Origin of the sequence: Aquitalea magnusonii (genome assembly GCF_002217795.2) — a bacterium.
In the GTDB taxonomy this organism is placed as follows: domain Bacteria; phylum Pseudomonadota; class Gammaproteobacteria; order Burkholderiales; family Chromobacteriaceae; genus Aquitalea; species Aquitalea magnusonii_B.
In genome coordinates this window covers 3,979,724-4,004,526 of sequence record NZ_AP018823.1, presented here as the reverse complement: position 1 = coordinate 4,004,526, position 24,803 = coordinate 3,979,724, and the positions used below count along the sequence as shown (strand labels likewise).

Here is a 24,803-nt window from a genome sequence, read left to right as displayed (position 1 = left end):
TCTTCCATCACAACGGGATGAAACACAAGTCAATTGCCAAGATTGACTGCAAGACAAGACAAAGAGGCACAAGATGCAGATATCGGGCGCGGAAATCCTGGTCCGTTGCCTGCAGGAAGAAGGGGTCGAATTTCTGTTCGGCTACCCTGGCGGCGCAGTTCTGGAAATTTACGATGCCATCTTCCGGCAGGACAAGTTCAAGCACGTTCTGGTACGCCATGAGCAGGCTGCAGTGCATGCAGCCGATGCTTACTCGCGTTCCAGCGACAAGGTGGGCGTAGCACTGGTGACTTCTGGTCCCGGTGCCACCAATGCTGTCACTGGCATTGCCACCGCCTATATGGATTCGATTCCGATGGTGGTGATTTCCGGCCAGGTGGCCACGCCTGCCATCGGTCTGGATGCCTTTCAGGAAGTGGACATGGTGGGTATTACCCGCCCGTGCGTGAAGCACAACTTCCTGGTCAAGGACATCAACGACCTGGCGGCTACCATCAAGAAAGCCTTTTACATCGCCAAGAGTGGCCGTCCCGGCCCGGTGGTGGTGGATATTCCCAAGGATGTCACCCAGCAAAGTGCCGAATTCCACTACCCGGAAAACGTACACATCCGTTCCTATGTGCCTGCCACCCGCGGTCATCCGGGACAGATCAAGAAGGCCATCAACCTTCTGCTGGAAGCCAAGCGTCCCTACATTTATGTTGGCGGCGGTGCCGTACAGGGCAATGCCGCAGCCGAAGTCACCGAGCTGGTGAAGTCGCTGGGCCTGCCGTGTACCAATACCCTGATGGGCCTGGGTGCCTATCCGGGTTCCGATCCGCAATTCCTCGGCATGCTGGGCATGCACGGTACTTACGAAGCCAATATGGCGATGCAGTACTGTGATGTGCTGATTGCGGTGGGTGCGCGTTTTGACGACCGCGTCATCAGCGTGCCGTCGCATTTCCTGTCGCAGCCGAAGAAGATCATCCACATCGACGTGGACCCGTCTTCCATCTCCAAGCGCGTGAAGGTGGATGTACCCATCGTGGGCGACGTCAAGCACGTGCTGCGTGAAATGCTGGACATCCTGCGCCAGTCCGGTCAGAAGCCGGATGCCGGCCATCTGGCAAACTGGTGGAAGCAGATTGAAGAATGGCGTGGCCACAACTGTCTGCTGTACACCCCGTCCACCGAGCTGATCAAGCCGCAATTCGTGGTGGAAAAGTTGTACGAAATCACCGGCGGCAAGGCCATCATTGCTTCGGACGTAGGTCAGCACCAGATGTGGGCTGCCCAATATTACAAGTTCGACAATCCAAAGCAGTGGCTCAATTCCGGCGGCTTGGGTACCATGGGCTTCGGTTTGCCGGCAGCCATGGGCGCGCAACTGGCCAATCCGGATGCAACCGTCGCCTGTATCACCGGCGAAGGCTCCATCCAGATGAACATCCAGGAGCTGTCCACCTGCAAGCAATACCATACCCCGGTCAAGGTGGTGGCGCTGAACAACCGCTACCTGGGCATGGTGCGCCAGTGGCAGGAATTCTTCTACGGAACCCGGTACTCCGAGTCCTACATGGACGCGTTGCCGGACTTCGTGAAAGTGGCCGAGGCCTATGGCCACGTTGGCTTCAAGATCGAAAATCCGTCCGATGTAGAACCGGTGCTGCGCGAGGCTTTCGGCCCTGCGCTGAAGGAGCGTCTGGTATTCCTCGACTTCCGTACTGATCAGTCCGAGAACGTGTTCCCGATGATCCAGAACGGCAAAGGCCTGGACCAGATGGACTTGCCGCCGCACATGCGCGATGTCCAGCAGCTTCCTTTCGAGAACAACCGTGACTACGGCAATATGTGCTGAGGCGGACGGTATGAGACATATTCTTTCGATCTTGCTGGAAAACGAAGCGGGCGCACTGTCCCGCGTGGTGGGCCTGTTTTCGGCCCGGGCTTACAACATTGACTCTCTGACGGTGTCGACAACCGAGGACGCGACACTGTCACGGATGACGATCGTCACGCATGGTTCTGACGAAGTCATCGAGCAGATCACCAAGCAGCTCAACAAGCTGATCGAGGTGGTCAAGGTGATAGACCTCAATGAATCCGAGCACATCGAACGCGAGATGATGCTGATCAAGGTGCGCGCTACCGGCAAGGACCGGGAAGAAATGAAGCGCATGGCGGATATTTTCCGCGGTCGCATCATCGATGTTACGGAAAAGACATACACCATCGAGCTGACTGGTACGAGCGACAAGCTGGGGGCCTTTATCGAGGCCATTGACCGCGCAGTGATCCTGGAAACGGTCCGTACTGGCGCATCCGGCATAGGCCGTGGTGAACGGGTTCTGAAAATCTGATATATCTATGCATCTGGCGGCGGGCCACAGCAGGTGGCCGCCCGGATAACAAGGGACAAAGCAAATGAAAGTGTATTACGACAAGGACGCTGATCTTTCCATCATCAAGGGTAAAAAAGTAGCCATCATCGGTTACGGCTCGCAAGGCCATGCCCACGCCCAGAACCTGAAAGAGTCTGGCGTTGATGTGATTGTTGGTCTGCGCAAGGACGGTGCGTCCTGGAAAAAGGCCGAAGCGGCTGGTCACAAGGTCAAGGAAGTGGCCGAAGCAGTGAAGAAGGCCGATGTCGTGATGATTCTGCTGCCGGACGAATCGCAGCCGGACGTATACCGCAACGAAATCGCCCCGAACATCAAGAAGGGCGCTGCCCTGGCATTCGCCCACGGCTTCAACGTGCATTACAACCAGATCGTTCCGCGTGAAGACCTGGACGTGATCATGGTTGCCCCGAAAGGCCCGGGCCACACCGTGCGTTCCGAGTACGTGAAGGGTGGCGGCGTGCCGACCCTGATCGCCGTTTACCAGGACAAGTCCGGCAAGGCCCGTGACGTGGCCCTGTCCTATGCTGCTGCCAACGGCGGCACCAAGGGTGGCGTGATCGAAACCAACTTCCGCGAAGAAACCGAAACCGACCTGTTCGGCGAACAGGCTGTGCTGTGTGGCGGCGCGGTAGAACTGGTGAAAGCCGGTTTCGAAACCCTGACCGAAGCCGGTTACGCTCCGGAAATGGCTTACTTCGAATGTCTGCACGAACTGAAGCTGATCGTGGACCTGATGTACGAAGGCGGCATCGCCAACATGAACTACTCCATCTCCAATAACGCGGAGTATGGCGAGTACGTGACCGGCCCGGAAGTAGTGACCTCCGCTACCAAGGAAGCCATGAAAAAGGCGCTGTACCGCATTCAGTCCGGTGAATACGCCAAGATGTTCATCCTGGAAGGCAAGACCAACTACCCGAGCATGACTGCCCGTCGTCGCCTGACTGCCGATCACCCGATCGAGAAGGTTGGTGCCGAACTGCGTGCCATGATGCCTTGGATTTCCAAGAACAAGCTGGTTGACCAGTCCAAGAACTGATTGCGCAGTCGGTCAGTGTACAAAGCCGGGGCAACCCGGCTTTTTTCATTGTCACGGCCCTGTCGCGGATTGGTTCTGGCCCGGTTTTGCTGCTGGCAGCGGCTTGGATTACACTAGGCGGTTCTGCGCCAAGGCGCCCGATTTATCCAGATCGTCGACGCATTGACCACCGGCTTGCCTCTTTGCCGGTTCAGCGCCGTATCGACTGCTTCGCTTATGGATAACTGCATGATCAATGATCCCGTTCCGGGCAAACCCTCCCTGCGCCGTCAGGGGATTTACCTGCTACCCAATTCCTTTACTCTCGCCGCGCTGTTTGCTGGCTTTTACGCCATCGTGCAGGCGATGAACCAGAACTTCCAGATTGCTGCCGTTGCCATTTTTGTTGCCATGATTCTGGATGGCATGGATGGCCGCGTTGCCCGGCTGACGCATAGCCAGAGCGCCTTCGGTGCCGAGTTTGACAGCCTGTCGGACATGGTGAGCTTTGGGGTGGCACCGGCACTGGTGGCCTATGAATGGCTGCTCAAAGACATGGGCAAGCTGGGCTGGATGGTGGCTTTCATCCATTGCGCCGGGGCGGCGCTGCGGCTGGCCCGCTTCAATACCATGATAGGCAGTACCGACAAGCGCTGGTTTACCGGCCTGCCCAGTCCGGCTGCGGCGGCATTGGTAGCTGGCCTGGTGTGGATTTGCCACGCGTATGACTATACCGGCCTGCCGGGGCTGAAATGGGTGTTGCTGGGCTTTACCGCTTTTTCCGGCATCACCATGGTGACCAATGTGAAGTTCTGGAGCTTCAAGGAAATCCACCTGCGCCGCCGCGTACCGTTTGTGATGCTGCTGGCGCTGGTGGTGGCTTTGTTGCTGCTGATGTCCGAGCCGCCGCTGGTGCTGTTCGGCTTCTTTGTCTGCTATGCGCTGTCCGGCTATGTGATGGCGGCCTGGCGCTGGTGCAAACCCAAGCCTGTGATGCTTTGATCCTGTTGTTGGCTGTGCAGATCACCCCGTTGGCGCCAGGCGCAACGGGGTTTTTTATTGTCCGGAGCGATGTAGATATTGGACAGATATGTCCAATATCTGTCCGATTTGTTCTGAGGGGTAGATCTGGTTGCTGACGGTTTTTGGTGTCAGGAATAGCCATTTTTTATGAAATATTAGACTTAATGTCTAATATTTGCATATTTGACACAGGATTTTTGATTTTAAGGTGCATGTTGCACTGCAGGTTTGACGAAATATTGTCCAATCGATACATTGGTTAAAACTTTGCTGCAGGAGCACAACATGCAATTGGACATTGAACGACTGATCGAAGACCTGGGTGGCCCCGGTGCGGTGGCTGAAGGCCTGAGTCAGCTGTTTCCCGATGAGCCGGTCAGCCGTGCAGCAATCTACAAATGGAGAGAACGTGGCAGCCTGCCGCTGTCACAGTTGAACAAACTGGCGCAACTAGCCGCCAGCCAGGGCAAGAAATTCGATTTCAACGATTACCTTAACGCCGCCGGGACAGCAGCACAGGGACAAGGGAGAGCATTCAACATGGGCGACCGTCTTTACATTTTTGATACCACCTTGCGTGATGGCGAGCAGTCGCCGGGCGCTTCCATGACCAAGGAAGAAAAAATCCGCATCGCCCGCCAGCTGGAACGTCTGGGTGTGGATGTGATCGAGGCCGGTTTCGCCGCTGCCAGTCCGGGTGATGCCGACGCCATCCGCGCCATTGCCGAGGTGATCAAGGACTCCACCGTCTGTAGCCTGGCCCGCGCCAACGAGCGCGATGTGCGTGCTGCCGGTGAAGCCATCAAGCCCGCCGCCCGTGGCCGCATCCACACCTTCATTGCCACCAGCCCCATCCACATGGAAAAGAAGCTGCGCATGAGCCCGGATGAAGTGGTGGCCGCAGCGGTAAAGGCAGTGCAGATTGCCCGTGAATACACCGACGATGTCGAATTTTCCGCCGAAGACGCCTTGCGCTCGGATATCGACTTCCTTGCCCGCATCTTTGGCGAAGTGATCAAGGCCGGTGCCACCACGCTGAATGTGCCGGATACCGTGGGCTACGCCGTACCGCGAGCCACCGAGGCCTTCTTCCGCGAGCTGATCAGCAAGACGCCGGGTGGCGACAAGGTGATCTGGTCCGCCCATTGCCACAACGACCTGGGCATGGCGGTGGCCAACAGCCTGGCGGCAGTACTTGGCGGTGCCCGTCAGGTGGAATGCACCATCAACGGCCTGGGCGAACGTGCCGGTAATGCCGCGCTGGAAGAAATCGTCATGGCGGTGCGTACCCGCAAGGACGTGTTTGCCGTGGAAACCCGTGTCGATGCCACCCAGATCGTGCCGGCTTCCAAGCTGGTATCCACCGTCACCGGCTACCCGGTGCAACCGAACAAGGCCATTGTGGGTGCCAACGCCTTTGCCCATGAATCCGGCATCCATCAGGATGGCGTGCTCAAGCATCGCGAAACCTACGAAATCATGTCGGCTGAAAGCGTGGGCTGGAGTGCCAACCGCCTGACGCTGGGCAAATTGTCCGGCCGCAATGCCTTCAAGACCAAGCTGACCGACCTGGGCATCGTGCTGGACAGCGAAGAGGCACTGAACGCGGCTTTTGCCCGCTTCAAGGACCTGGCCGACCGCAAGCGCGAGATTTTCGACGAAGACCTGCACGCGCTGGTATCGGACGAAATGGTGTCCACCTTGCAGGAGGACTACAAGTTCGTGTCGCTCAAGATCAACACCGAAACCGGCGAAGCCCCGCAAGCGGCCATCGTGTTTGTTGAGCACGGCATGGAAAAGCGCTGCGAATCCAGCGGTTCCGGCCCGGTGGATGCCGCCTTCAAGGCGATCGAAAGCACGGTCAACAGCCAGGCCGAACTGGAACTGTACTCGGTGAACGCCATCACCAAGGGCACCGAATCGCAGGGCGAAGTCACCGTGCGTCTGGCCAAGGATGGCCGTGTGGTGAACGGCCAGGGTGCGGATACCGACGTGATCGTGGCCAGTGCCAAGGCTTACCTGTCTGCACTGAACAAGCTGAGCAACCGTCAGGAGCGTGTCAAGGCACAAGGCGACGTTTAAGAGTTTGCTTTTGTTTTCAGCCGGGCTGCCCGCCACAGCCCGGGGCTGGTCTGACGGATTTTCCCCATCCCGTTCCCGTCAGGTCGGACCCGCCCGGTGGCAGCAATCCGGCCACAGGTTTCAGTTCACCCATTGATTGAAACCACAGGCTCACAAGGCCGCTTTCCATTTAGCCCCGGCTCACAAGGCCAGCGCGGCAGACAGCCGACCCAGGAGGTCGGCGTTGTCGCGCTGGCGGGCTGATTCCGCCTTACCTTCCTGTTCTGCCCGCGTTATCATCGCGCCTGCTTCATTCATGCAAGGCACCCACATCATGTCCCAGGGATTTTTCCTTACCGGCACCGATACCGAAATCGGCAAAACCCATTCCGCCGTCGCGCTGATCCGCCATTGGCAGGCCCAGGGCCAGCGGGTGCTGGCGATGAAGCCGGTGGCCTCCGGCTGTGAGATTCTGCCGGACGGTAGCTGGCTGAATGACGATGTGGCGCGGCTGGTGGCGGCAAGCGGACAGCAGGATCTGGACCTGATGAACCCCTATCGTTTTTTGCCGCCGGTATCGCCGCATATCGCCGCGCGCGAAGCAGGCGTCGAGATTTCACTGGCGCGTATCGTCAGCCACTACCGGCAACTGGCGGCGCAGGCGGATACCGTGCTGGTGGAGGCCGCTGGCGGCTGGCTGGCGCCATTGGCCGATGGTGTGTACATGGAGGACATGGCGCGGGCGCTGCAACTGCCGGTGATACTGGTGGTGGGCATGCGGCTGGGCTGCATCAACCATGCCTTGCTCACGGTGCGGGCGATCGAGGCTTCCGGTCTGACGCTGGCGGGCTGGGTGGCCAACCGGGTGGTGCCGCAGCAACTGGCCTACGCCGACAATCTGGCTACCCTCAAGGCAGCCATTGCCGCGCCCCTGCTGCTGGAGCTGCCTTACGAAGATTCCACCGCCCAGTCTGCCTGAGCAAAGTCATTGCCTCAGCCATCAGCCAGCGGGCTATCGAGCAGCGTGCTGCACAGGTCCTGAAACAATATGCTGTCATCCGCAGCCAACCGGTCCTGGGTCAGGCTCAGGTCGCGGCCCAAATTACGCAGCCGCCAGTTGATCTCCTGGCTGGCCAGCATGATTTCCAGTTGCAGATCTTCTTCCAGCCCCAACTGGTTGCCGGACTGCATGCCCGTGCTGAACAGTGAACGCTGGATGCCATCAAACTGGCTCATGCAGCGGCTGAGGGCGGCCTGAGCAGCATGGCTGAGTTTTTCTTCCTGCAGATTGAGCAAGAGGTGGGTAATGGTGCCGATATGCTTGAGCAGGGTGTGCAGTCCATCCATCGCCTGTGCCACTGTTTGGCTGGCCGCCGGGCTGTTGTCCAACTGGCGCACGATGCGGTTGAGCAAAGAGACCGAGGGGCGGTGGAATTCTCCCGGAATGATGCGCAAGGCGATATCCAGCCTTTGATAAGGGTGGCTCTTGTGCAGCAGTAACTGGGTGGCCATGTCGGCCACCGCGATGATCTGGCCGGCGACACATAGCTGTTTTTCCTTCTCCCGGCGCGGGTAGCCGCTGCCATCCAGCCGTTCGTGATGCTGCAAGATGGCCAGCGCCACCGTTTCCTTGTGGGCGAAAGGCCCGAGCTGCAGCATTTGGCGATAGCCGATCAGCGGGTGTGCCATGCGGTGACGCCATTGGCTTGCCTTGCTGCCGCTTTGTGGCGTGGCGCTGCGCGGGCGCAGGTAAAGCTCGCCGATATCATGAAACAGTGCAGCCAGCGCAATCTGCTCCAGCAGGATGCTGGATTGCCCGGTGCGCAGCGCAAGGCCCAGGCTGAGCAGGCAGCACAGCAGACTGTGTTCCAGCAATGCTTGCTGATCCAGCATGGCCAGCAGCATGCTGAGCGAATGGTTGAGTGGCAAATTTTCCAGCACCGCCAGGCAGGCATGCCGATGTGCTGTTTTTTCCAGCAGGAGGTGCAGCAGGGGTTGGCTGGATAGCAATTGCCGGCCTTGATCCTGCAATAGTGCATGCGCGGCAAAATCCGGCAGGGCCAGGCTGGCCTCCAGTGGCGAGCGCAGTAATTGCTGCGGTAGCGCCTGCACATGCCTGTCCTGCAAGGTCAGCCCGCTTTGCAACAGGATGCTGCCATCCGCCGCGGTCAGGCTGTGCTCAACCACAATGGCCTGCCTGGCTATCAGCCTGGATAGGGAAGCCAGAAAAAAAGGATTGGCACTGTACTGCTCATGGCTTGCATTCGGCATGATCGGTATTGGCAGTGAAGGCTGGGCAGGTTTTAGCAGAAATGATGGCAGCTCATTCATCATTATTTGCCATCGTAAGGCAATTGCAAGGATATGCCGCTGGAATCTGCATTGCTACCGCAGTGCGGCATGAAAGAGGCTTGTTTTTATTTGAATCTGGTCTAGGCTTGCAAACAGTTATTGAAGTTTGTTGTTAGTGTTTGAACAGGCTGCCGTATTCCTGGTAGCTGGAAAAGGGGGACGCATGTCCTGCCTTCGCCTCTGTGGCATTAGCGCCATATGGTTCGCCCTCCACAGCACTGCCGTGCAAGGGGACACTGCGGCTTTCAATCTGCAAGCCCCCGCCACTTCTCTGGCCAGGATGGAGTACGACCTGCACAGCATGCTGCTGTGGGTGACCGGGCTTATCTTCCTGCTGGTGTCGGCGGTGATGCTGTATGCCATCGTGCGACATCGCAAATCACGCGGCCATGTGGCCAAACCCTTCCATGAAAACACCACGGTGGAAATCATCTGGACCGTGATTCCATTGCTGATCCTGCTGGCCATTGCCTGGCCGGCCACCCGCGCCGTGCTCAGCCAGAAAAGCACGCATGGCGCGGAGATGACCATCCGCATTACCGGCTATCAGTGGAAGTGGCGTTACGACTACCTGGATGACAATTTCGGCTTTGTCAGCCATTTGGCCACCCCGCGCGCCGCCACGGCGGCCGGGGCCGCACGGCCGGAACATTATCTGCTGGAGGTGGACGCGCCATTGGTACTGCCCACCGGGCGCAAGGTAAGGCTGCTGCTGACCGCCAACGATGTCATCCATTCCTGGTGGGTGCCGCAGTTGGGGGTGAAGCAGGATGCGATTCCCGGCTTTCTGCGCGATGCCTGGTTCATGGTGGACAAACCTGGCATTTATCGCGGGCAGTGTTCGGAGTTGTGTGGCAAGGACCACGGCTTCATGCCCATCGTGGTGGATGCGCGCAGCCCGGCAGACTATGCGCGCTGGCGCGCTGCGCGGCTGAAACAGGCCGCTGCTGCGGCGGATGATCCGGCCAGGGTGTGGACGCTGGCGGCGCTGCGCCAGCGGGGCGAGACGGTGTACAGCCAGAACTGCCTGCCCTGTCATCAGGCCAGCGGCAAGGGCATTCCCGGTAATTTTCCGGCACTGGATGGCTCGGCGGTGGTGAATGGCGACAAGGCTGCGCATATCCGCATCGTGTTTTATGGCAGCCAGCGCAATCCGGCCATGCAAGCCTGGGGCAAGCAACTTTCTGATACCGACATCGCCGCCGTCATCACCTACGAGCGCAATGCCTGGAGCAATCATAACGGGCAGGTGGTGCAGCCCGCAGACATCCATGCGCTGCGTGGCGGTAGCGGTTAGGAGGCGGTCATGGATCTGGCAGGCAATACGGCGCATGGCATGGTACCGGCACACAAGCCGCAAGGGCTGGCGCGCTGGCTGTATGCCACCAATCACAAGGACATCGGCTCGCTCTACCTGTGGTTTGCCTTCTGCATGTTCCTGGTGGGCGGGGTGCTGGCGCTGTGCATCCGCGCCGAGCTGTTCAGCCCCGGCCTGCAATTCTTTCAGCCGGAACTGTTCAATCAGCTGACTACCCTGCACGGGCTGATCATGGTGTTCGGCGCCATCATGCCGGCCTTCACCGGGCTGGCCAACTGGATGCTGCCGTTGATGATAGGCGCGCCGGACATGGCCTTTGCCCGCATGAACAACTGGAGCTTCTGGCTGCTGCCACCCGCCATGACCCTGCTGTTGCTGTCCTTCATCGTGCCCGGTGGTGCCGCAGCGGCGGGCTGGACGCTCTATGCGCCGCTGTCGGTACAGCTGGGCATGGGCATGGACCTCACCATTTTTGCCATTCACATCCTGGGCATCAGTTCCATCATGGGGGCCATCAACATCGTGGTCACCATCATCAATCTGCGTGCGCCGGGCATGCGCATGATGAACATGCCGATGTTTGCCTGGGCCAGCCTGATTACCGCCTATCTCATCATCGCGGTGATGCCGGTGCTGGCCGGGGCCGTCACCATGGTGCTGACGGATCGCCATTTCGGCAGCCACTTCTTCAATGCGGCTGGCGGGGGCGACCCCATCCTGTACCAGCACGTGTTCTGGTTTTTCGGTCATCCGGAGGTGTACATCATGGCCTTGCCGGCCTTCGGTATTGTCAGCCAGGTGATTCCCACCTTCGCGCGCAAACCCTTGTTCGGCTACAGCTCCATGGTGTATGCCACCAGCTCCATCGGTGTGCTGTCCTTCATGGTGTGGGCGCACCACATGTTTGTCACCGGCATGCCCGCCACGGCGCAGTTGTTTTTCATGTACGCCACCATGCTGATTGCCGTCCCCACCGGGGTGAAGGTGTTCAACTGGATTGCCACCATGTGGCAAGGCAGCATGAGTTTTGAAACGCCGATGCTGTTTGCCATCGGCTTCATCCTGTTGTTCACCATCGGCGGCCTGTCCGGGGTGACGCTGAGTGTGGCGGCGGTGGATGTCCAGCTGCATGGCAGCTATTACGTGGTGGCGCATTTTCACTATGTGCTGGTGGCCGGGGCGCTGTTCAGCCTGTTTTCCGCCGTGTATTACTGGTTTCCCAAGATGACCGGGCGCATGTATGTGGAAAGGCTGGGCCAGCTGCATTTCTGGTGGTCCTTGCTGTGGTTCAACGTCACCTTCTTTCCCATGCACTTTCTGGGCCTGGCCGGTATGCCGCGCCGCATTCCGGATTACGCCCTGCAATTTACCGATTTCAACCGCCTCGCCAGCATCGGTGCTTTCATGTTCGGCCTGGGGCAGCTGATTTTCCTGGTGAACATCCTGTACTCGCTGCGCCATGGCAAAACCGCGCCGCAACAGCCTTGGGAAGGGGCCAACACCCTGGAGTGGCAGATACCCACGCCCGCGCCCTATCACAGCTTCAATCCGCCACCGCAGTTGGAAACCGCCGAAAACGGCGTGGTGCTGAGCATGCGGGAAGGCGGGCAGGGCTAGTGGGGGCCGGGCATGGACAGGGTGCGGATGGCCAATGCGGTATTGCTGCGCAAGCTATTGCTGGCGGTGCTGCTGATGTTCGGCTTTGCCTGGTTGCTGGTGCCCTTGTACCGGGTGCTGTGCGAGGTGAGCGGCCTGAACCGCGTGGTGGCTGCCGATGCCTTGCCGGATGCCACCACCAGCCAGCCGCCAGTCCGCCCGGTGACCCTGCAGCTGGATGCCATGGTGCAGCCGGGGCTGCCCTGGCAGGTGCGGCCCATGCAGCCGCGATTGCAGGCCCGGACCGGCCAGCTCATCCAGTTGCAGTACGAAATGCGCAATAACAGCGGGCAAAGCGTGGTGGGGCAGGCCATTCCGCGCTATCTGCCAGCCGAAGCGGCGGCTTATGTGAAGAAGCTGGAATGTTTCTGTTTTCGCCAGCAAGCCTTCCGGCCGGGCGAGGTACGGCGTTTCCCGGTGGTGTTGCTGATCGACCGGCAACTGCCCGCCGCTATCGACAGCATCACGCTGGCCTATAGCGTGTTTGATGTACCGGGGCAGGGGCGTGCGCCATGAGCGGCTGGCGCGGCGTGCTGGCCGTGTTGTCGGCTTTTTGCGGTATCCGCAAGCGCAAGGCGGTGCAGGATGACAGCCAGTTGCGACCGTGGCAGCTGATCATCACCGCGCTGTTGCTGGTGCTGATGCTGATTGGCTTGCTGCTGGCGCTGGCACGCTGGATAGGTGCTTGAGGAGAGTGCAATGGAGCATCCGGAACAAGCGCTGGCCGGGTTGTATTTCGTGCCGGCCCCGTCCCGCTGGCCGGCGCTGGGCGCGCTGGCATTGTTCTGTCTTGGTCTGGGCGCAGCCCTTGCCGTCAATGGCGTGGCGTGGGGCGGCTGGCTGTTGCTGTTCGGCGCGCTATGTCTGCTGCTAATGTTGTATGGCTGGTTTGGCGATGTGATAGGCGAGAACCAGCAAGGCCGCTACCACCGGCAGGAAAGCTTGTCATTCCGCTGGGGCATGGGCTGGTTTATTTTTTCCGAGGTGATGCTGTTTGCCGTGTGCTTTGGCGTGCTGTTCTGGCTGCGGCTGGTGGCGCTGCCCACGCTGGGCAGCCTGGATTACCAATGGCTGTACCCGGATTTTTCCCCCAGTTGGCCCTTGCAGACCGCACCGCAGGCCACGCAAAGCTACCGGGCGATGGCGGCCTGGGGGCTGCCTGCGCTCAATACCCTGATCCTGCTGAGTTCCGGCGCCACGCTGACCTGGGCGCACTGGGGTCTGCTGCTGGGGCGGCGGCGGCAGTTACAAGCCGGTTTGCTTTGTACCTTCAGCCTGGGCGGTCTGTTTCTGCTGTTGCAGGCCATTGAATACCACCATGCCTGGACTGCGCAGCACTTGACCCTGGCCGCCGGTGCCTATGGCATGACTTTCTACATGCTGACCGGCTTGCACGGCCTGCATGTGCTGTTGGGCAGCATCATGCTGTTGGTGGTGTGGTTGCGGGTATTGCGGGGGCATTTCGATCGCCAGCACCACTTTGCCTTCGAGGCGGCAGCCTGGTACTGGCATTTTGTCGATGTGGTGTGGCTGTTGCTGTTTGTGCTGGTGTACTGGCTATGACACGTATTCAGCCGGTCTGCTGCGGACGCCACCAGCCAAACAGCGCGCCCAGCAGCAACAGCATGAACAGCCCGACGGACAGGCCGACGCGCAAGGTGAGGGAGCGGATCAGCCGCTGGGAGCCGGAATCGGCCTTGAGCAGGCCGGACAGCCCCCAGAACAGCGCCAGCACGATGCAGGCCAGCAAGAACAGGATGATGATTTTCATGGCGGAATCCCCCGGTACTGCCCGGACAACAAACAGATGTATTCAGTCTAGTGGCAAAAATCGCCGTCGTGGGTTTCTGTTGTTATGCGTGTTGTTACCTTTTGTACTGGCGCTATGGCAGTGGCAGCGCGGTATGGACAAATTGAGGCTGGAGCAGGCATTGGCCGCAGGGCCGGCAGCGCGTGCCATGACAGCGCTGCCGGCCAGCGCGCTGCCCGATCTGGCCCGCTACCGGCTGGCCGGGGCGCGGGCTGGCGGCCCTGCCATCCTGCTGGCCAACAGCCTGCTGGACGGCATGCCGGGCCAGCGCGTGTTGCAGCCGCTGCAGCTGGGCGATGGCAGTTTGCTGCTGGCTGATCTGGGCTGGCGCGCTGTCACGCAGCCCTTGCCGGCTTTGCAGCTGCCACCGCAGTTGTCGGGTCAATGGCTGCCCTGGCATCCACGCTGGACCCTGCCGGACGCACGGCAGGGCGGGGAGGGGGTGGTGGATGCGGTGGACCTGGCGGCCCTGCGTCGGCGCTATCCGGGGCGTTGGCATGCCGGTGTATTCATCTTGCAGCCCCCGGTGGCCGGTTTGCAGCCCTGGCCGCTGTTGCCGCCGCTGTCCGCCCAACGCCACTTTGCCTATGCGCTGCAGTGGCTGCTGCTGGGGTTCTGCCTGTTGTGGCGCTGGCGGCGTTGGGCGCGGAGTGTCGCATGAGCCCGCGTGCCGCTGGCCGTCTGCGGTTGTTGGCCATGCTGGCACTCTGCCTGCTGCCGCTGCTGGCAGCCTGGTTCAGCTACCGTTTTCTGCCTCCAGTTGGCGGCAAGAGTGATGGCGAAATGCTGCCTACCCGGCCTTTTGCCGCAGCCTCCCAGCAAGCTTGGCCGCGCGGGCGCTGGGTGTTGGTGACCCAGGCTGTGGGGGCCTGCCAACAGGCTTGCCGCCAGCGGCTGTTTGTCATGCAGCAGGTGCATCTGGCGCTGGGTGAGGCCGCACCGCGGCTGCGCCGGGTTTTGCTGCAAGACCGGCCTTTCACCGCTGATGGCGGTGTGTTGCGCTTGCCATCGCCGCGGCTGCTGGCGCCGGAGCGACCGGGCTTTTATCTGATCGACCCGCAGGGAAACCAGTTGCTGTTTTATGCCGACACCTTGCCGCCGGAGCGCATCATCCGCGAACTGGCCATGGTGCTGAAGATAAACAACGGTTTGGGATAAGCCATGGACATGGCCGGTGGCGCAGGCGTGCGGCCAGGCTGCCAGGAGGCTGAAATGCGAAAACTGCTTTGGCTGGCCGTGTTGCTGGCGCTGGTTTTGCTGCCGCTGGGGGCGTATGTGCGGCTGTCGCAGGCCGGACTAGGCTGTCCGGACTGGCCCGGCTGTTACGGTCAGCTATCGCCTGCGCATGCCGCCGCCGCGATTGAGCGTGCCATGCAGTTGCAGCCAGATGGACCGGTCAGCCCTGACAAGGCCTGGAAGGAAATGGCGCATCGCTATCTGGCCGCCGCCCTTGGCGTGTTGTTGTTCTGCCTGTGGTGGCAGGCCTGGCGTCAGGCCCAGCGCCTGGCCATGGCCAGCCTGCTGCTGCTCGTGCTGCTGCTGCAGGCCATGCTGGGCATGCTGACGGTGACGCTGCAACTGAGGCCATGGGTGGTGACCAGCCATCTGCTGCTTGGCATGTCCTTGTTTGCGCTGCTGCTTGCCGCCGCCCGCCGTGCGCAACCCAGGGTCGCGGTGCTGCCGGCGCATGGCCGACTGGTGACCCTGCTGCTATTGCTGGTGCTGGGGCAGATTGCCTTGGGGGGCTGGATGGCGGCCAATCATGCGGCATTGGCCTGCCAGGGTTTCCCGCGCTGCAATGGTCAATGGTGGCCGGACATGCAGTTCACCGTCACACCGCCTGCTTGGCCATGGGCGGTTGGGACATCGGTCGCGCTACCGGCAGCCGCGCTGGTGGCGCTGCATTGGCTGCACCGGCTGGGGGCCTTGTTGCTGCTGTGCGTGCTCTGCTGCGTGGTGGGGGGCTTGTGGCGCTACCCGGTATTGCGCCGCAGCCTCTGTCTGCTTGTGCTGCTGGCCGGGCTGCAGTTGCTGCTGGGCATGCTGAATGTGTTATGGCTGCGACCGCTGCCGCTGGCCTTGGCCCATCATGTTTTTGCCATGCTGTTGTTGGCGCAGGCCCTTGGTATCCGCTGCCGTGTGCAGCCATCGGCCTGCTGGCATGGTTTGAGGGCTGTGCGGCGGCGCGCCTTCCTGGCCGGACGCATGCTGCCGCGCGCTTGGCCGGGCAGGCGCTCCGGCGCGCAGGGTGAGTGAGGGCCGGCCCGGTATGAAATCGGCTGTCAGCCTGCCCAATCCCGCCGCTTGGCCACATCTGCTGGCCATGCTGCAACTGGCCAAGCCGCGTGTGCTGGCACTGGTCCTGTTTTGTGCCGTCAGCGGTATGCTGCTGGCCCAGCCAGGGTGGCCGTCTCTGGGCAGAATGCTGCTAGCCAGTCTGGGGATTGCCCTGATGGCGGCGGCCGCGGCCATGCTCAACTGTCTGCTGGAGAGGTCGCTGGATGCCCGCATGCAGCGAACCGCCTGTCGGGCCACCGCCCGTGGCGAGGCGGGCCGGGGTGAAACCCTGCGGCTGGCCTTGCTGCTGGGTGGCGGCGGCATGCTGCTGCTGTGGGGCTGGGTCAATGCACTGACTGCCTGGCTGACGCTGGCTAGCCTGTTGGCGTATGCGTTGGTGTACACCTTGCTGCTGAAACCGCGCACGCCGCAAAACATCGTCATCGGCGGCATCAGCGGGGCCATGCCGCCGCTGCTGGGCTGGACCGCCATGACGGGAGAAATCAGCCCGCACGCCCTCTTGTTGTTGCTGATCATCTATGTGTGGACTCCGCCGCATTTCTGGGCGCTGGCCCTGTACCGCCGCCGCGACTATGCCCGCGCCGGCCTCCCCATGCTGCCGCTCACCCATGGCGCGGCCTTCACTACCTTGTCCATCCTGCTGTATACCGTGCTGCTCACCGCCGTCAGCCTGTTGCCACTGGCCATTGATGCGGTGGGTCTGCTATACCTGCTGGCGGCGCTGATACTGGATGCACGTTTCTTGTTTCTTGCTGTGCTCCTGCATCGTCAGTATGCTGACGCCTTGGCGCGCCGCACCTTCCGCTGGTCGATCTGGTATCTGGCCGGACTGTTTGGTGCCATGCTGCTTGATCACTATTGTCTGCTACCGGTTACCTGATGCGCTTCCTGTTACGATTTCTGATGCTTTCCTGCCTGCTGGCTGCTCTGGCCGCCTGTGCGCCCCCGGCTGCGGCCAAACTGGACCTCAAGGGGACTGACATGAGCGAAACCCAGCTCGGCGGCGATTTCAGCCTGACCGACCACCTGGGCAAGTCACGCAAATTGACCGATTTCTCCGGCAAGGTGGTGGCCTTGTTCTTTGGCTACACCCATTGTCCCGATGTCTGCCCCACCACCATGCTGGAATACGCAACGGTAATGAAAAAACTGGGTGCGGATGCCGACAAGGTGCAGGTGCTGTTTGTCACGGTTGATCCGGAGCGTGATACCAGCGCGGTACTGGCTGCTTATGTACCGCACTTTGATGCCCGCTTTGTCGGCCTGAGCGGGACCCCGGCGCAGATCGATACCGTCAAGTCGGCTTACAAGGTGGTGGCGCAAAAGGTGGGCGATCCTGCCGGTGCCTATACCGTTGATCATAGCGCCGGATCCTATCTGTTCGACAAAAGCGGCAAATTGCGGGTTTATGAGGCGTATGGCACGCCGGCAGACAGCCTGACTCATGATATTCGTCAGTTGTTACGCTAGAATTGAGGCAACGATTCACATTTACAGCGGAAAGAAGCACCCATCGTGAGCCAAGACAATACCGCCGGTATGCCGCATGGCGATCATGCCCCGCCCGATCTGTCCAGGTATACCCTGGCCACACCGGTTGAGGTGGTGCATCATCTGGCGTCCATCGCCAAGTCTGGCCACATGGTGACGGTGTTTTCCAATAAGGGAAAAACCTTCATTCTCACCCGCTTTCTGGAAGTCGATGCCAAGCGTGGCGTGCTGCTGCTGGACTGGGGCGCAGACCCGGTCACCAACGAGCAGTTGCTGGCCAGTGAACGCAATGTGTTTGTCTGCTCGCCCGAAGGGGTGAAAACCCAGTTTGTCACCACCGCCGCGCGCAAGGTGATGCTGGACAGCGGTCCGGCCTTCGAGGTGGACCTGCCCGAGCAGGTGATCAAGCTGCAGCGCCGCGAGTTTTTCCGCATCCAGACCCCGGTCGGCAATCCGGTTAGCTGCCATATTGCCGATTACCCGCACCAGCCGCTTGACCTAGTGCTGTTCGACATCAGTCTGGGCGGCTGCAGCCTGTGGCTGCCCGCACCGCAAACGCCAGGTTTCGAGCTTGGCCAGCAATACCAGAATTGCACCTTCGAGCTCAAACCCATGGGCAGCCTGCGGGTGGGCATCGAAATCCGCCACCATCTGAGCACCCGTTTGCGCAACGGTAACGATGCAGTACGTGTCGGCTGCGCCTTTCTCAACATGACGCCGTCGTCGGAAACGCTGGTACAGCGTTATGTCGGCCATCTGGAGCGGGAACGCCGCGCTCTGGTCGGCTGATGACGGCCTTCTTACCCATTCCATTGCCTGTCTAATATCATGACCCTGACTATTGCCCTGTCCAAAGGGCGCATCTTTGAAGAAACCCTGCCCCTGCTGGCCGCTGCCGGCATTGTTCCGGCGGAAGATCCGGAATCCTCGCGCAAGCTCATCATCGGTACCAATCATGCCGATGTGCGGCTGGTGATTGTAAGAGCGTCGGACGTCCCCACCTATGTGCAGTACGGTGCTGCCGATCTGGGCATTGCCGGTCGCGACGTGCTGATCGAACACGGCGGCGACGGCCTGTATCAGCCGCTGGACCTGAACATTGCCAAGTGCAAGATGATGGTGGCGGTGGAAAACGGCTTTGACTACCAGAATGCGGTACGCCAGGGCGCACGCCTGAAAGTGGCCACCAAGTACCCGAAAATCGCCCGCGAACACTTTGCCGCCAAGGGCGTGCATGTGGACATCATCAAGCTGTACGGCTCGATGGAACTGGCACCGCTGGTAGGGCTGGCCGATGCCATCGTTGACTTGGTATCCACCGGCGGCACCCTGCGCGCCAACAATCTGGTGGCGGTGGAACACATCATCGACATCAGTTCACGTCTGGTGGTGAACCAGGCCGCGCTCAAGCTCAAATACGACCGCATCCAGCCGGTGCTGGATGCCTTTGCCTCTGCCGTACCGGCATAAGGCAGAAACGGAATCCCATGCTGAAACTGTCTTCGACCCAAGCTGATTTCCAGCAGCAACTGCAAGCACTGCTGGCCTTTGAAACCGCGCAGGACCCGGCGGTAGACAGCGCGGTTGCCGCCATCTGTGATGACGTCAAGGCGCGCGGTGACGCTGCGGTACTGGAATACACCAACCGCTTCGACCGCATGCAGGCCACCTCCATGGCCGAGCTCACCCTGTCGCGGGAGCAACTGGAAGCCGCCTGGCAGCGGCTGCCGGCCGAAGTGCAACAGGCCCTGAGCGCCGCCGCCGAACGTGTGCGCCGCTACCACGAGAAACAGTTGGCCCACTCCTGGAGCTACGAGGACGAAGACGGCACCCTGCTGGGCCAGCAAGTCACCGCGCTGGACCGCGTCGGCATCTACGTGCCCGGTGGCAAGGCAGCGTATCCGAGCTCGGTGCTGATGAACGCGATGCCGGCCAAGGTGGCCGGTGTGGGCGAAATCATCATGGTGGTGCCCACCCCGCAAGGTGAGCGCAACGATCTGGTGCTGGCCGCCGCTTTCATCGCCGGTGTGGACAAGGTATTCACCTGTGGCGGTGCCCAGGCCGTGGCCGCGCTGGCCTATGGCACGGAAACCATCCCGCAGGTGGACAAGATTACCGGGCCGGGCAATGCCTATGTGGCCGCTGCCAAACGTCGCGTGTTCGGCGTGGTGGGCATCGACATGGTGGCCGGCCCGTCCGAGATTCTGGTGATTTGCGATGGCAACACCCCGGCCGACTGGATTGCCATGGACCTGTTCAGCCAGGCTGAGCACGACGAAATCGCCCAGGCCATCCTGTTGTGTCCGTCGGCGGAATACATTGCCGAAGTGGAAGCCAGCATTGAAAAGCTGCTGCCCAGCATGCCGCGCCGCGCCATCATCGAAGCCAGCCTGGGCAACCGTGGAGCGCTGATCCAGGTGCGCGATCTGACCGAAGCCTGCGAGATTGCCAATTACATTGCGCCGGAACATCTGGAGCTGTCGGTGGCCGATCCGGACGCCAGCCTGCCGCTGCTGCGTCATGCCGGTGCCATCTTCATGGGCCGTTTCACCTCGGAAAGCCTGGGCGACTACTGTGCCGGCCCCAACCACGTGCTGCCCACCAGCCGCACCGCACGTTTCGCCAGCCCGCTGGGCGTGTACGACTTCCAGAAACGCTCCAGCCTGATTCGCGTGTCTGCCGCCGGCGCGCAGAAACTGGGCAAGATTGCCAGCGTACTGGCGCATGGCGAAGGCCTGACCGCCCACGCTCGTGCTGCCGAACTGCGGCTGGAATCCTGAGAAAATCACTTCAGCTGAAGACAGGGCCGGATCCATACCGGCCCTGTTTTTTTCGTGCGGTGAAAATGTCGTCAAATGTCGATTTCTCGTGCCGTCACGCTGGCTTGCCACGGCGGGCAACTAGCCCAAAATCACCGAACACGGTAGGATAGCCCCCTCCAGCGTTGTACTGACAACGCCCCTGTTGACCTGCATGGCCGGGTCGGTTGTCACAGGCAGCCGGCACAGCCCAATCATCATGACATTGACTGCCAAGCAACTGGTCCGTCCGGAAATCGCCGGAATCAAGGCCTACCATGTGGCCAACGCCAGCGGCCTCATCAAGCTGGACGCCATGGAAAATCCCTACGCGCTGCCCGATGCATTGCGCGCCGAACTGGGGCAGTGCCTGGCCGACGTCGCCATCAACCGTTATCCCGATCCGCATGGCGGCGGGCTGAAGGACGAACTGAAGGCTGCGTTTGACATACCGGCTGCCGCCAGTGTGCTGCTGGGCAATGGTTCGGACGAAATCATCACTCTGATTGCCCAGGCGCTGGCCCGCCCTGGCGCGGTGATGCTGGCGCTGGAACCGTCCTTTGTCATGTACCGCATGAATGCGCTGTTCTCCGGCCTGCAGTATGTCGGGGTGCCGCTGAATGCCGATTTCAGCCTGGATCTGCCAGCCTTGCTGGCGGCCATTGCCAGCCATCAGCCGGCGGTGGTGTTCCTGTCTTATCCCAATAATCCCACCGGCCCGCAGTTTGCCCGCGAGCAGGTACTGGCCGTGCTGGATGCCGCGCCGGGACTGGTGGTGGTGGATGAAGCCTATCAGGCCTTTGCCAGCGACAGCCTGATGGATCTGGCCGGCAGCCGACCTAATCTGCTGGTGATGCGCACCCTGTCCAAGCTGGGCCTGGCCGGTTTGCGCCTGGGCTATGCCGCAGGCTGTGCCGAATGGATAGACGAGCTGGACAAGGTACGCCCGCCCTACAACATCAATGTACTGACCCAGGCGGCCGCCCGCTTTGCGCTGCGCCATCTGGCGGTGTTCATGCAGCAGGCACAGACCCTGCGCGACGAACGCCAGCGCCTGTTGCAAGCTTTGCGTCAGTACCGCGCGCTGACGGTATTTGCTTCACAGGCCAATTTTGTCACCATCCGCGTGCCGGATGCCGCAGAACTGTTTGCCTTCCTGAAGAAAAATGGCATCCTGATCAAGAACTTGCATGGCAGCCACCCGCTGCTCGACAACTGTCTGCGCCTCACCGTGGGCAGTCCGGATGAAAACACGGCCGTGCTTGCTGCACTGGCCGGCTACTTTGCCTGAAATCATGAGAACAGCCTCCGTTACCCGCAACACCCTGGAAACCCAGATCACCGTCACCCTGAACCTGGATGGTACTGGCCGCAGCCATTTCGATACCGGCGTGCCCTTTCTCGACCACATGATGGACCAGATTGCCCGCCACGGCCTGATCGACCTGGACATCGTGGCCAAGGGCGATTTGCACATCGATGCCCACCACACGGTGGAAGACATCGGCATCACGCTGGGCCAGGCCTTTGCCAAGGCCATTGGCGACAAGAAGGGCATCCGCCGTTACGGCCATGCCTACGTGCCGCTGGACGAAGCGCTCAGCCGCGTGGTGATCGACCTCTCCGGCCGTCCCGGCCTGGTGTACAACGTGGAATACACCCGCGCCAGCATCGGCCAGTTCGATGTCGACCTGTTCTCCGAGTTTTTCCATGGCTTCGTCAACCACAGCATGGTGACCCTGCATATCGACAATCTGCGCGGGGTAAACAGCCACCATCAGGCCGAAACCATCTTCAAGGCCTTTGGCCGCGCGCTGCGCATGGCCTGTGAAGTGGACGAACGCATGGGCGGTGCCACACCGTCCACCAAGGGTACGCTGACGGCCTGAGCCGCAGCCCACTCTCATCTGAACAGTTAGGGACATGATGAAAGTCGCAGTAATCGACTATGGCATGGGCAATCTGCACTCGGTGCTCAAGTCCATCCAGGCGGTCAACGACCAGGGCGCGGACATTTTCCTCAGCCGCGACCCGGAAGCCATCGTCAAGGCCGACAAGGTAGTATTTCCCGGTCAGGGGGCAATGCCGGACTGCATGCGCGAGCTCAACAGCTACGGCCTGGCCGAGGCAGTACGTGAAACCACGCAGACCAAGCCGTTTTTCGGTATTTGCGTCGGTGCGCAGTTGCTTTTCCAGCACAGTGAAGAAGGCGATACCCCCGGACTTGGCCTGTTTCCGGGCAATGTGGTCCGTTTTTCGGCTAACCTGACAGATGCCGCTGGCGAGCGCCTCAAAGTGCCGCACATGGGCTGGAACCGTGTTTACCAGACTTCGTCCCATCCGCTGTTTGCCGGGATAGAAGATGGCGAACGCTTCTATTTTGTCCACAGCTACCACTTTGCCCCGGCTGATGCAGCGCTGACGCTGGCGGAAAGTGAGTACCCGGACAGGTTTTCCTGTATCGTCGGGCGTGGCAATATTTTTGCGACGCAGTTCCATACCGAAAAGAGCCACCGTGCCGGTCTTCAGATGATGAAGAACTTCCTGGCATGGGATGGCAGTGTTTAACTTACGTTGATCTAGCACCATGCTGCTTATACCCGCTATCGACCTCAAGGATGGTCAATGCGTACGCCTGAAACAGGGCGTCATGGACGATGCCACCGTCTTTTCCGATGACCCGGTCCAGGTGGCCGCCCACTGGAGAGACCAAGGTGCCCGCCGTCTGCATCTGGTTGACCTGAACGGTGCCTTTGCCGGCAAACCCAAGAACCTGAATGTCATCCGCTCCATCCTGCAGGAAGTGGGCGATGACATGCCGGTACAACTGGGTGGCGGCATCCGCGACCTGGACACCATCGAAAAATACCTGGACATGGGCTTGTCCTACGTCATCATCGGGACTGCCGCGGTAAAAACTCCGGGCTTTCTGCATGATGCCTGCGATGCCTTCCCCGGCCAGGTGATTGTCGGCCTGGATGCCAAGGACGGCATGGTGGCCATCGATGGCTGGGCCAAGATCACCAATCACAATGTGATCGATCTGGCCAAGCGCTTCCAGGATTACGGTGTCAACTCGGTGATCTACACCGACATCGGTCGTGACGGCATGATGAATGGCGTCAATATCGAAGCCACCGTCAAGCTGGCCCAGGCGCTGACCATTCCGGTGATCGCCTCCGGCGGCCTGACCAATCTCGACGATGTACGCAATTTGTGCGCGGTTGAGGATGAAGGGATCGAAGGTGCCATCACCGGGCGTGCCATCTATGAGGGCAGCATCGATTTTGCTGCCGCGCAGACGCTGGCCGACGAACTGTCCGAGGCCTGATCCGGTTTTAACCCCCAGTTTGGCCGAAGACTCTTCGGCCAAATTTTTTTGTGTTGCAAACATGACTCTGGCCAAACGCATTATTCCCTGCCTGGACGTGACTGCCGGTCGCGTCGTCAAGGGCGTCAACTTTGTCGGCCTGCGCGATGCCGGCGACCCGGTGGAAATCGCCCGGCGCTACAACGAGCAAGGTGCCGACGAGCTTACCTTTCTGGACATTACCGCCAGCTCTGACGACCGCGACCTGATCCTGCATGTGATCGAATCGGTGGCCGAACAGGTGTTCATCCCGCTGACCGTGGGCGGTGGCGTGCGCAAGGTGGAAGACATCCGCCGCCTGCTCAACGCCGGTGCCGACAAGGTCAGCATCAATACCGCTGCGGTAACCAACCCCGAACTGGTGCGCGAAGCCGCCGCCAAGTTTGGCAGCCAGTGCATCGTGGTGGCGGTGGACGCCAAGGCCGTCACCCCGGAAAACGACCGCTGGGAAGTGTTTACCCATGGCGGGCGCAACCGTACCGGCATCGATGCCGTGGCATGGGCGCAAAAGATGCAGGAATACGGTGCCGGTGAAATCCTGCTCACCAGCATGGACCGTGACGGCACCAAGATCGGCTTCAACCTGCCGCTGACCCGTGCCGTGTCCGAAGGGGTGGGCATTCCGGTGATTGCCTCCGGCGGCGTGGGCAATCTGCAGCATCTGGTGGATGGGGTGAAGCTGGGCAAGGCCGATGCCGTGCTGGCCGCCAGCATCTTCCACTTTAGTGAATACACCGTGCGCGAGGCCAAGGAGGCCATGCGCGCAGCCGGAATCGAGGTGCGGCTATGAGCAACTGGCTTGATGAAGTCAAATGGGATGCCCAGGGCCTGGTGACGGCGATTGCCCAGGACAGCGCCACTGGCCGTGTGCTGATGGTGGCCTGGATGAACCGCGAAAGCCTGCAACTGACGGCTGACACCGGCATTGCCCACTACTGGAGCCGTTCGCGCCAGAAGCTGTGGAAAAAGGGCGAGGAGTCCGGCCACCTGCAAACCGTTCAGGAACTGCGGCTGGACTGCGATGGCGACGTGATTGTGATGCAAATCCAGCAGGCCGGCGGCATTGCCTGTCATACCGGCCGCGAAAGCTGTTTCTACCGCCGTTTCGAAAACGGTGGCTGGAGCATTGTCGATGGAGTGCTGAAAGACCCGGCCGCCATTTATCAGCACAAGCATTAAATTGCTCCGTATCAATTCATTGTCACGCGTTGTCGCTACAATGGC

27 protein-coding genes are annotated in these 24,803 nt (G+C 60.7%); 25 read left to right on the top strand and 2 right to left on the bottom strand.

The window, feature by feature from the left end:
* Positions 1–73 precede the first annotated feature (73 nt).
* From ilvB to bioD, 6 genes are all read left to right on the top strand, one after another.
* Positions 74–1,840 (top strand): biosynthetic-type acetolactate synthase large subunit, encoded by a 1,767-nt coding sequence (gene ilvB, locus DLM_RS18755; RefSeq protein ID WP_089082590.1) that lies wholly within the window; start codon positions 74–76, stop codon positions 1,838–1,840.
* A gap of 10 nt (positions 1,841–1,850) precedes the next feature.
* Positions 1,851–2,342 carry an acetolactate synthase small subunit gene (ilvN, locus tag DLM_RS18750; RefSeq protein WP_045845778.1) on the top strand — a complete coding sequence of 164 codons (492 nt, stop codon included), beginning with the start codon at positions 1,851–1,853 and terminating at the stop codon, positions 2,340–2,342.
* Between the two features lie 64 nt (positions 2,343–2,406).
* Positions 2,407–3,423, top strand: a complete 1,017-nt coding sequence (gene ilvC / locus DLM_RS18745) for a ketol-acid reductoisomerase (protein ID WP_045845777.1) — start codon at positions 2,407–2,409, stop codon at positions 3,421–3,423.
* A 216-nt stretch (positions 3,424–3,639) separates the two neighbouring features.
* Positions 3,640–4,404 (top strand): CDP-diacylglycerol--serine O-phosphatidyltransferase, encoded by a 765-nt coding sequence (pssA, locus tag DLM_RS18740; RefSeq protein WP_420000699.1) that lies wholly within the window; start codon positions 3,640–3,642, stop codon positions 4,402–4,404.
* 306 nt (positions 4,405–4,710) lie between these two features.
* On the top strand, positions 4,711–6,507 hold the full coding sequence (locus DLM_RS18735) for a 2-isopropylmalate synthase (RefSeq protein WP_089082592.1): 1,797 nt from the start codon (positions 4,711–4,713) through the stop codon (positions 6,505–6,507).
* 313 nt (positions 6,508–6,820) lie between these two features.
* Entirely contained in the window at positions 6,821–7,465 is a 645-nt protein-coding gene (bioD, locus tag DLM_RS18730; protein ID WP_089082632.1) for a dethiobiotin synthase, read from the top strand.
* A 14-nt stretch (positions 7,466–7,479) separates the two neighbouring features.
* Here bioD and DLM_RS18725 read toward each other — a convergent pair whose 3' ends face one another.
* Positions 7,480–8,673, bottom strand: coding sequence for an HD-GYP domain-containing protein (locus DLM_RS18725; RefSeq protein WP_167467166.1), 1,194 nt, complete (start codon positions 8,671–8,673; stop codon positions 7,480–7,482).
* Between the two features lie 388 nt (positions 8,674–9,061).
* Between DLM_RS18725 and coxB the strand changes: the two genes are divergently transcribed.
* From coxB to DLM_RS18700, 5 genes are read left to right on the top strand one after another with little or no spacing between them, the layout of a single operon-like run.
* Entirely contained in the window at positions 9,062–10,135 is a 1,074-nt protein-coding gene (gene coxB / locus DLM_RS18720; RefSeq protein ID WP_231959901.1) for a cytochrome c oxidase subunit II, read from the top strand.
* 9 nt (positions 10,136–10,144) lie between these two features.
* Positions 10,145–11,773 (top strand): cytochrome c oxidase subunit I, encoded by a 1,629-nt coding sequence (gene ctaD, locus DLM_RS18715; RefSeq protein WP_197715450.1) that lies wholly within the window; start codon positions 10,145–10,147, stop codon positions 11,771–11,773.
* Between the two features lie 12 nt (positions 11,774–11,785).
* Positions 11,786–12,328 carry a cytochrome c oxidase assembly protein gene (locus tag DLM_RS18710; RefSeq protein WP_089082595.1) on the top strand — a complete coding sequence of 181 codons (543 nt, stop codon included), beginning with the start codon at positions 11,786–11,788 and terminating at the stop codon, positions 12,326–12,328.
* Complete coding sequence (locus DLM_RS18705; RefSeq protein ID WP_089082596.1) at positions 12,325–12,501, top strand: DUF2970 domain-containing protein; 177 nt, start codon at positions 12,325–12,327, stop codon at positions 12,499–12,501. Before DLM_RS18710 ends, DLM_RS18705 begins: the two co-directional genes overlap by 4 nt.
* Positions 12,502–12,511: 10 nt before the next feature.
* Complete coding sequence (locus DLM_RS18700; RefSeq protein WP_089082597.1) at positions 12,512–13,375, top strand: cytochrome c oxidase subunit 3; 864 nt, start codon at positions 12,512–12,514, stop codon at positions 13,373–13,375.
* 7 nt (positions 13,376–13,382) lie between these two features.
* Here DLM_RS18700 and DLM_RS18695 read toward each other — a convergent pair whose 3' ends face one another.
* Positions 13,383–13,583, bottom strand: a complete 201-nt coding sequence (locus DLM_RS18695; RefSeq protein ID WP_089082598.1) for a DUF2909 domain-containing protein — start codon at positions 13,581–13,583, stop codon at positions 13,383–13,385.
* Between the two features lie 133 nt (positions 13,584–13,716).
* Between DLM_RS18695 and DLM_RS18690 the strand changes: the two genes are divergently transcribed.
* The 14 genes from DLM_RS18690 (at position 13,717) to hisI (ending at position 24,758) form a co-directional block, all read left to right on the top strand.
* Positions 13,717–14,283 carry an SURF1 family cytochrome oxidase biogenesis protein gene (locus DLM_RS18690; RefSeq protein ID WP_231959900.1) on the top strand — a complete coding sequence of 189 codons (567 nt, stop codon included), beginning with the start codon at positions 13,717–13,719 and terminating at the stop codon, positions 14,281–14,283.
* Entirely contained in the window at positions 14,280–14,780 is a 501-nt protein-coding gene (locus DLM_RS18685) for a hypothetical protein (RefSeq protein ID WP_089082600.1), read from the top strand. Before DLM_RS18690 ends, DLM_RS18685 begins: the two co-directional genes overlap by 4 nt.
* A gap of 54 nt (positions 14,781–14,834) precedes the next feature.
* Entirely contained in the window at positions 14,835–15,878 is a 1,044-nt protein-coding gene (locus DLM_RS18680) for a COX15/CtaA family protein (RefSeq protein WP_167467165.1), read from the top strand.
* 13 nt (positions 15,879–15,891) lie between these two features.
* Entirely contained in the window at positions 15,892–16,800 is a 909-nt protein-coding gene (locus DLM_RS18675) for a heme o synthase (RefSeq protein ID WP_089082602.1), read from the top strand.
* Positions 16,801–16,823: 23 nt separating this feature from the next.
* Positions 16,824–17,390 carry an SCO family protein gene (locus DLM_RS18670; protein WP_231959899.1) on the top strand — a complete coding sequence of 189 codons (567 nt, stop codon included), beginning with the start codon at positions 16,824–16,826 and terminating at the stop codon, positions 17,388–17,390.
* A 45-nt stretch (positions 17,391–17,435) separates the two neighbouring features.
* Entirely contained in the window at positions 17,436–18,200 is a 765-nt protein-coding gene (locus DLM_RS18665) for a flagellar brake protein (protein ID WP_231959898.1), read from the top strand.
* A gap of 39 nt (positions 18,201–18,239) precedes the next feature.
* The gene (hisG, locus tag DLM_RS18660; protein WP_089082604.1) at positions 18,240–18,881 is read left to right on the top strand and encodes an ATP phosphoribosyltransferase; all 642 of its coding nucleotides are present in this window, start codon (positions 18,240–18,242) and stop codon (positions 18,879–18,881) included.
* A gap of 17 nt (positions 18,882–18,898) precedes the next feature.
* Positions 18,899–20,191 carry a histidinol dehydrogenase gene (gene hisD / locus DLM_RS18655; protein WP_089082605.1) on the top strand — a complete coding sequence of 431 codons (1,293 nt, stop codon included), beginning with the start codon at positions 18,899–18,901 and terminating at the stop codon, positions 20,189–20,191.
* Between the two features lie 238 nt (positions 20,192–20,429).
* Positions 20,430–21,500 (top strand): histidinol-phosphate transaminase, encoded by a 1,071-nt coding sequence (hisC, locus tag DLM_RS18650; RefSeq protein WP_089082606.1) that lies wholly within the window; start codon positions 20,430–20,432, stop codon positions 21,498–21,500.
* 4 nt (positions 21,501–21,504) lie between these two features.
* Entirely contained in the window at positions 21,505–22,098 is a 594-nt protein-coding gene (gene hisB / locus DLM_RS18645) for an imidazoleglycerol-phosphate dehydratase HisB (protein WP_045845854.1), read from the top strand.
* Positions 22,099–22,135: 37 nt separating this feature from the next.
* A complete protein-coding gene (hisH, locus tag DLM_RS18640) occupies positions 22,136–22,777 on the top strand; it encodes an imidazole glycerol phosphate synthase subunit HisH (RefSeq protein ID WP_089082635.1) in 642 nt (213 codons plus the stop codon).
* 19 nt (positions 22,778–22,796) lie between these two features.
* The gene (gene hisA, locus DLM_RS18635; protein ID WP_045845766.1) at positions 22,797–23,540 is read left to right on the top strand and encodes a 1-(5-phosphoribosyl)-5-[(5-phosphoribosylamino)methylideneamino]imidazole-4-carboxamide isomerase; all 744 of its coding nucleotides are present in this window, start codon (positions 22,797–22,799) and stop codon (positions 23,538–23,540) included.
* Between the two features lie 61 nt (positions 23,541–23,601).
* Positions 23,602–24,369: an imidazole glycerol phosphate synthase subunit HisF gene (gene hisF, locus DLM_RS18630; RefSeq protein WP_089082607.1), complete on the top strand. Its 768-nt coding sequence runs from the start codon at positions 23,602–23,604 to the stop codon at positions 24,367–24,369.
* Positions 24,366–24,758: a phosphoribosyl-AMP cyclohydrolase gene (gene hisI / locus DLM_RS18625; RefSeq protein ID WP_089082608.1), complete on the top strand. Its 393-nt coding sequence runs from the start codon at positions 24,366–24,368 to the stop codon at positions 24,756–24,758. Before hisF ends, hisI begins: the two co-directional genes overlap by 4 nt.
* The last annotated feature ends 45 nt before the right edge of the window (positions 24,759–24,803 follow it).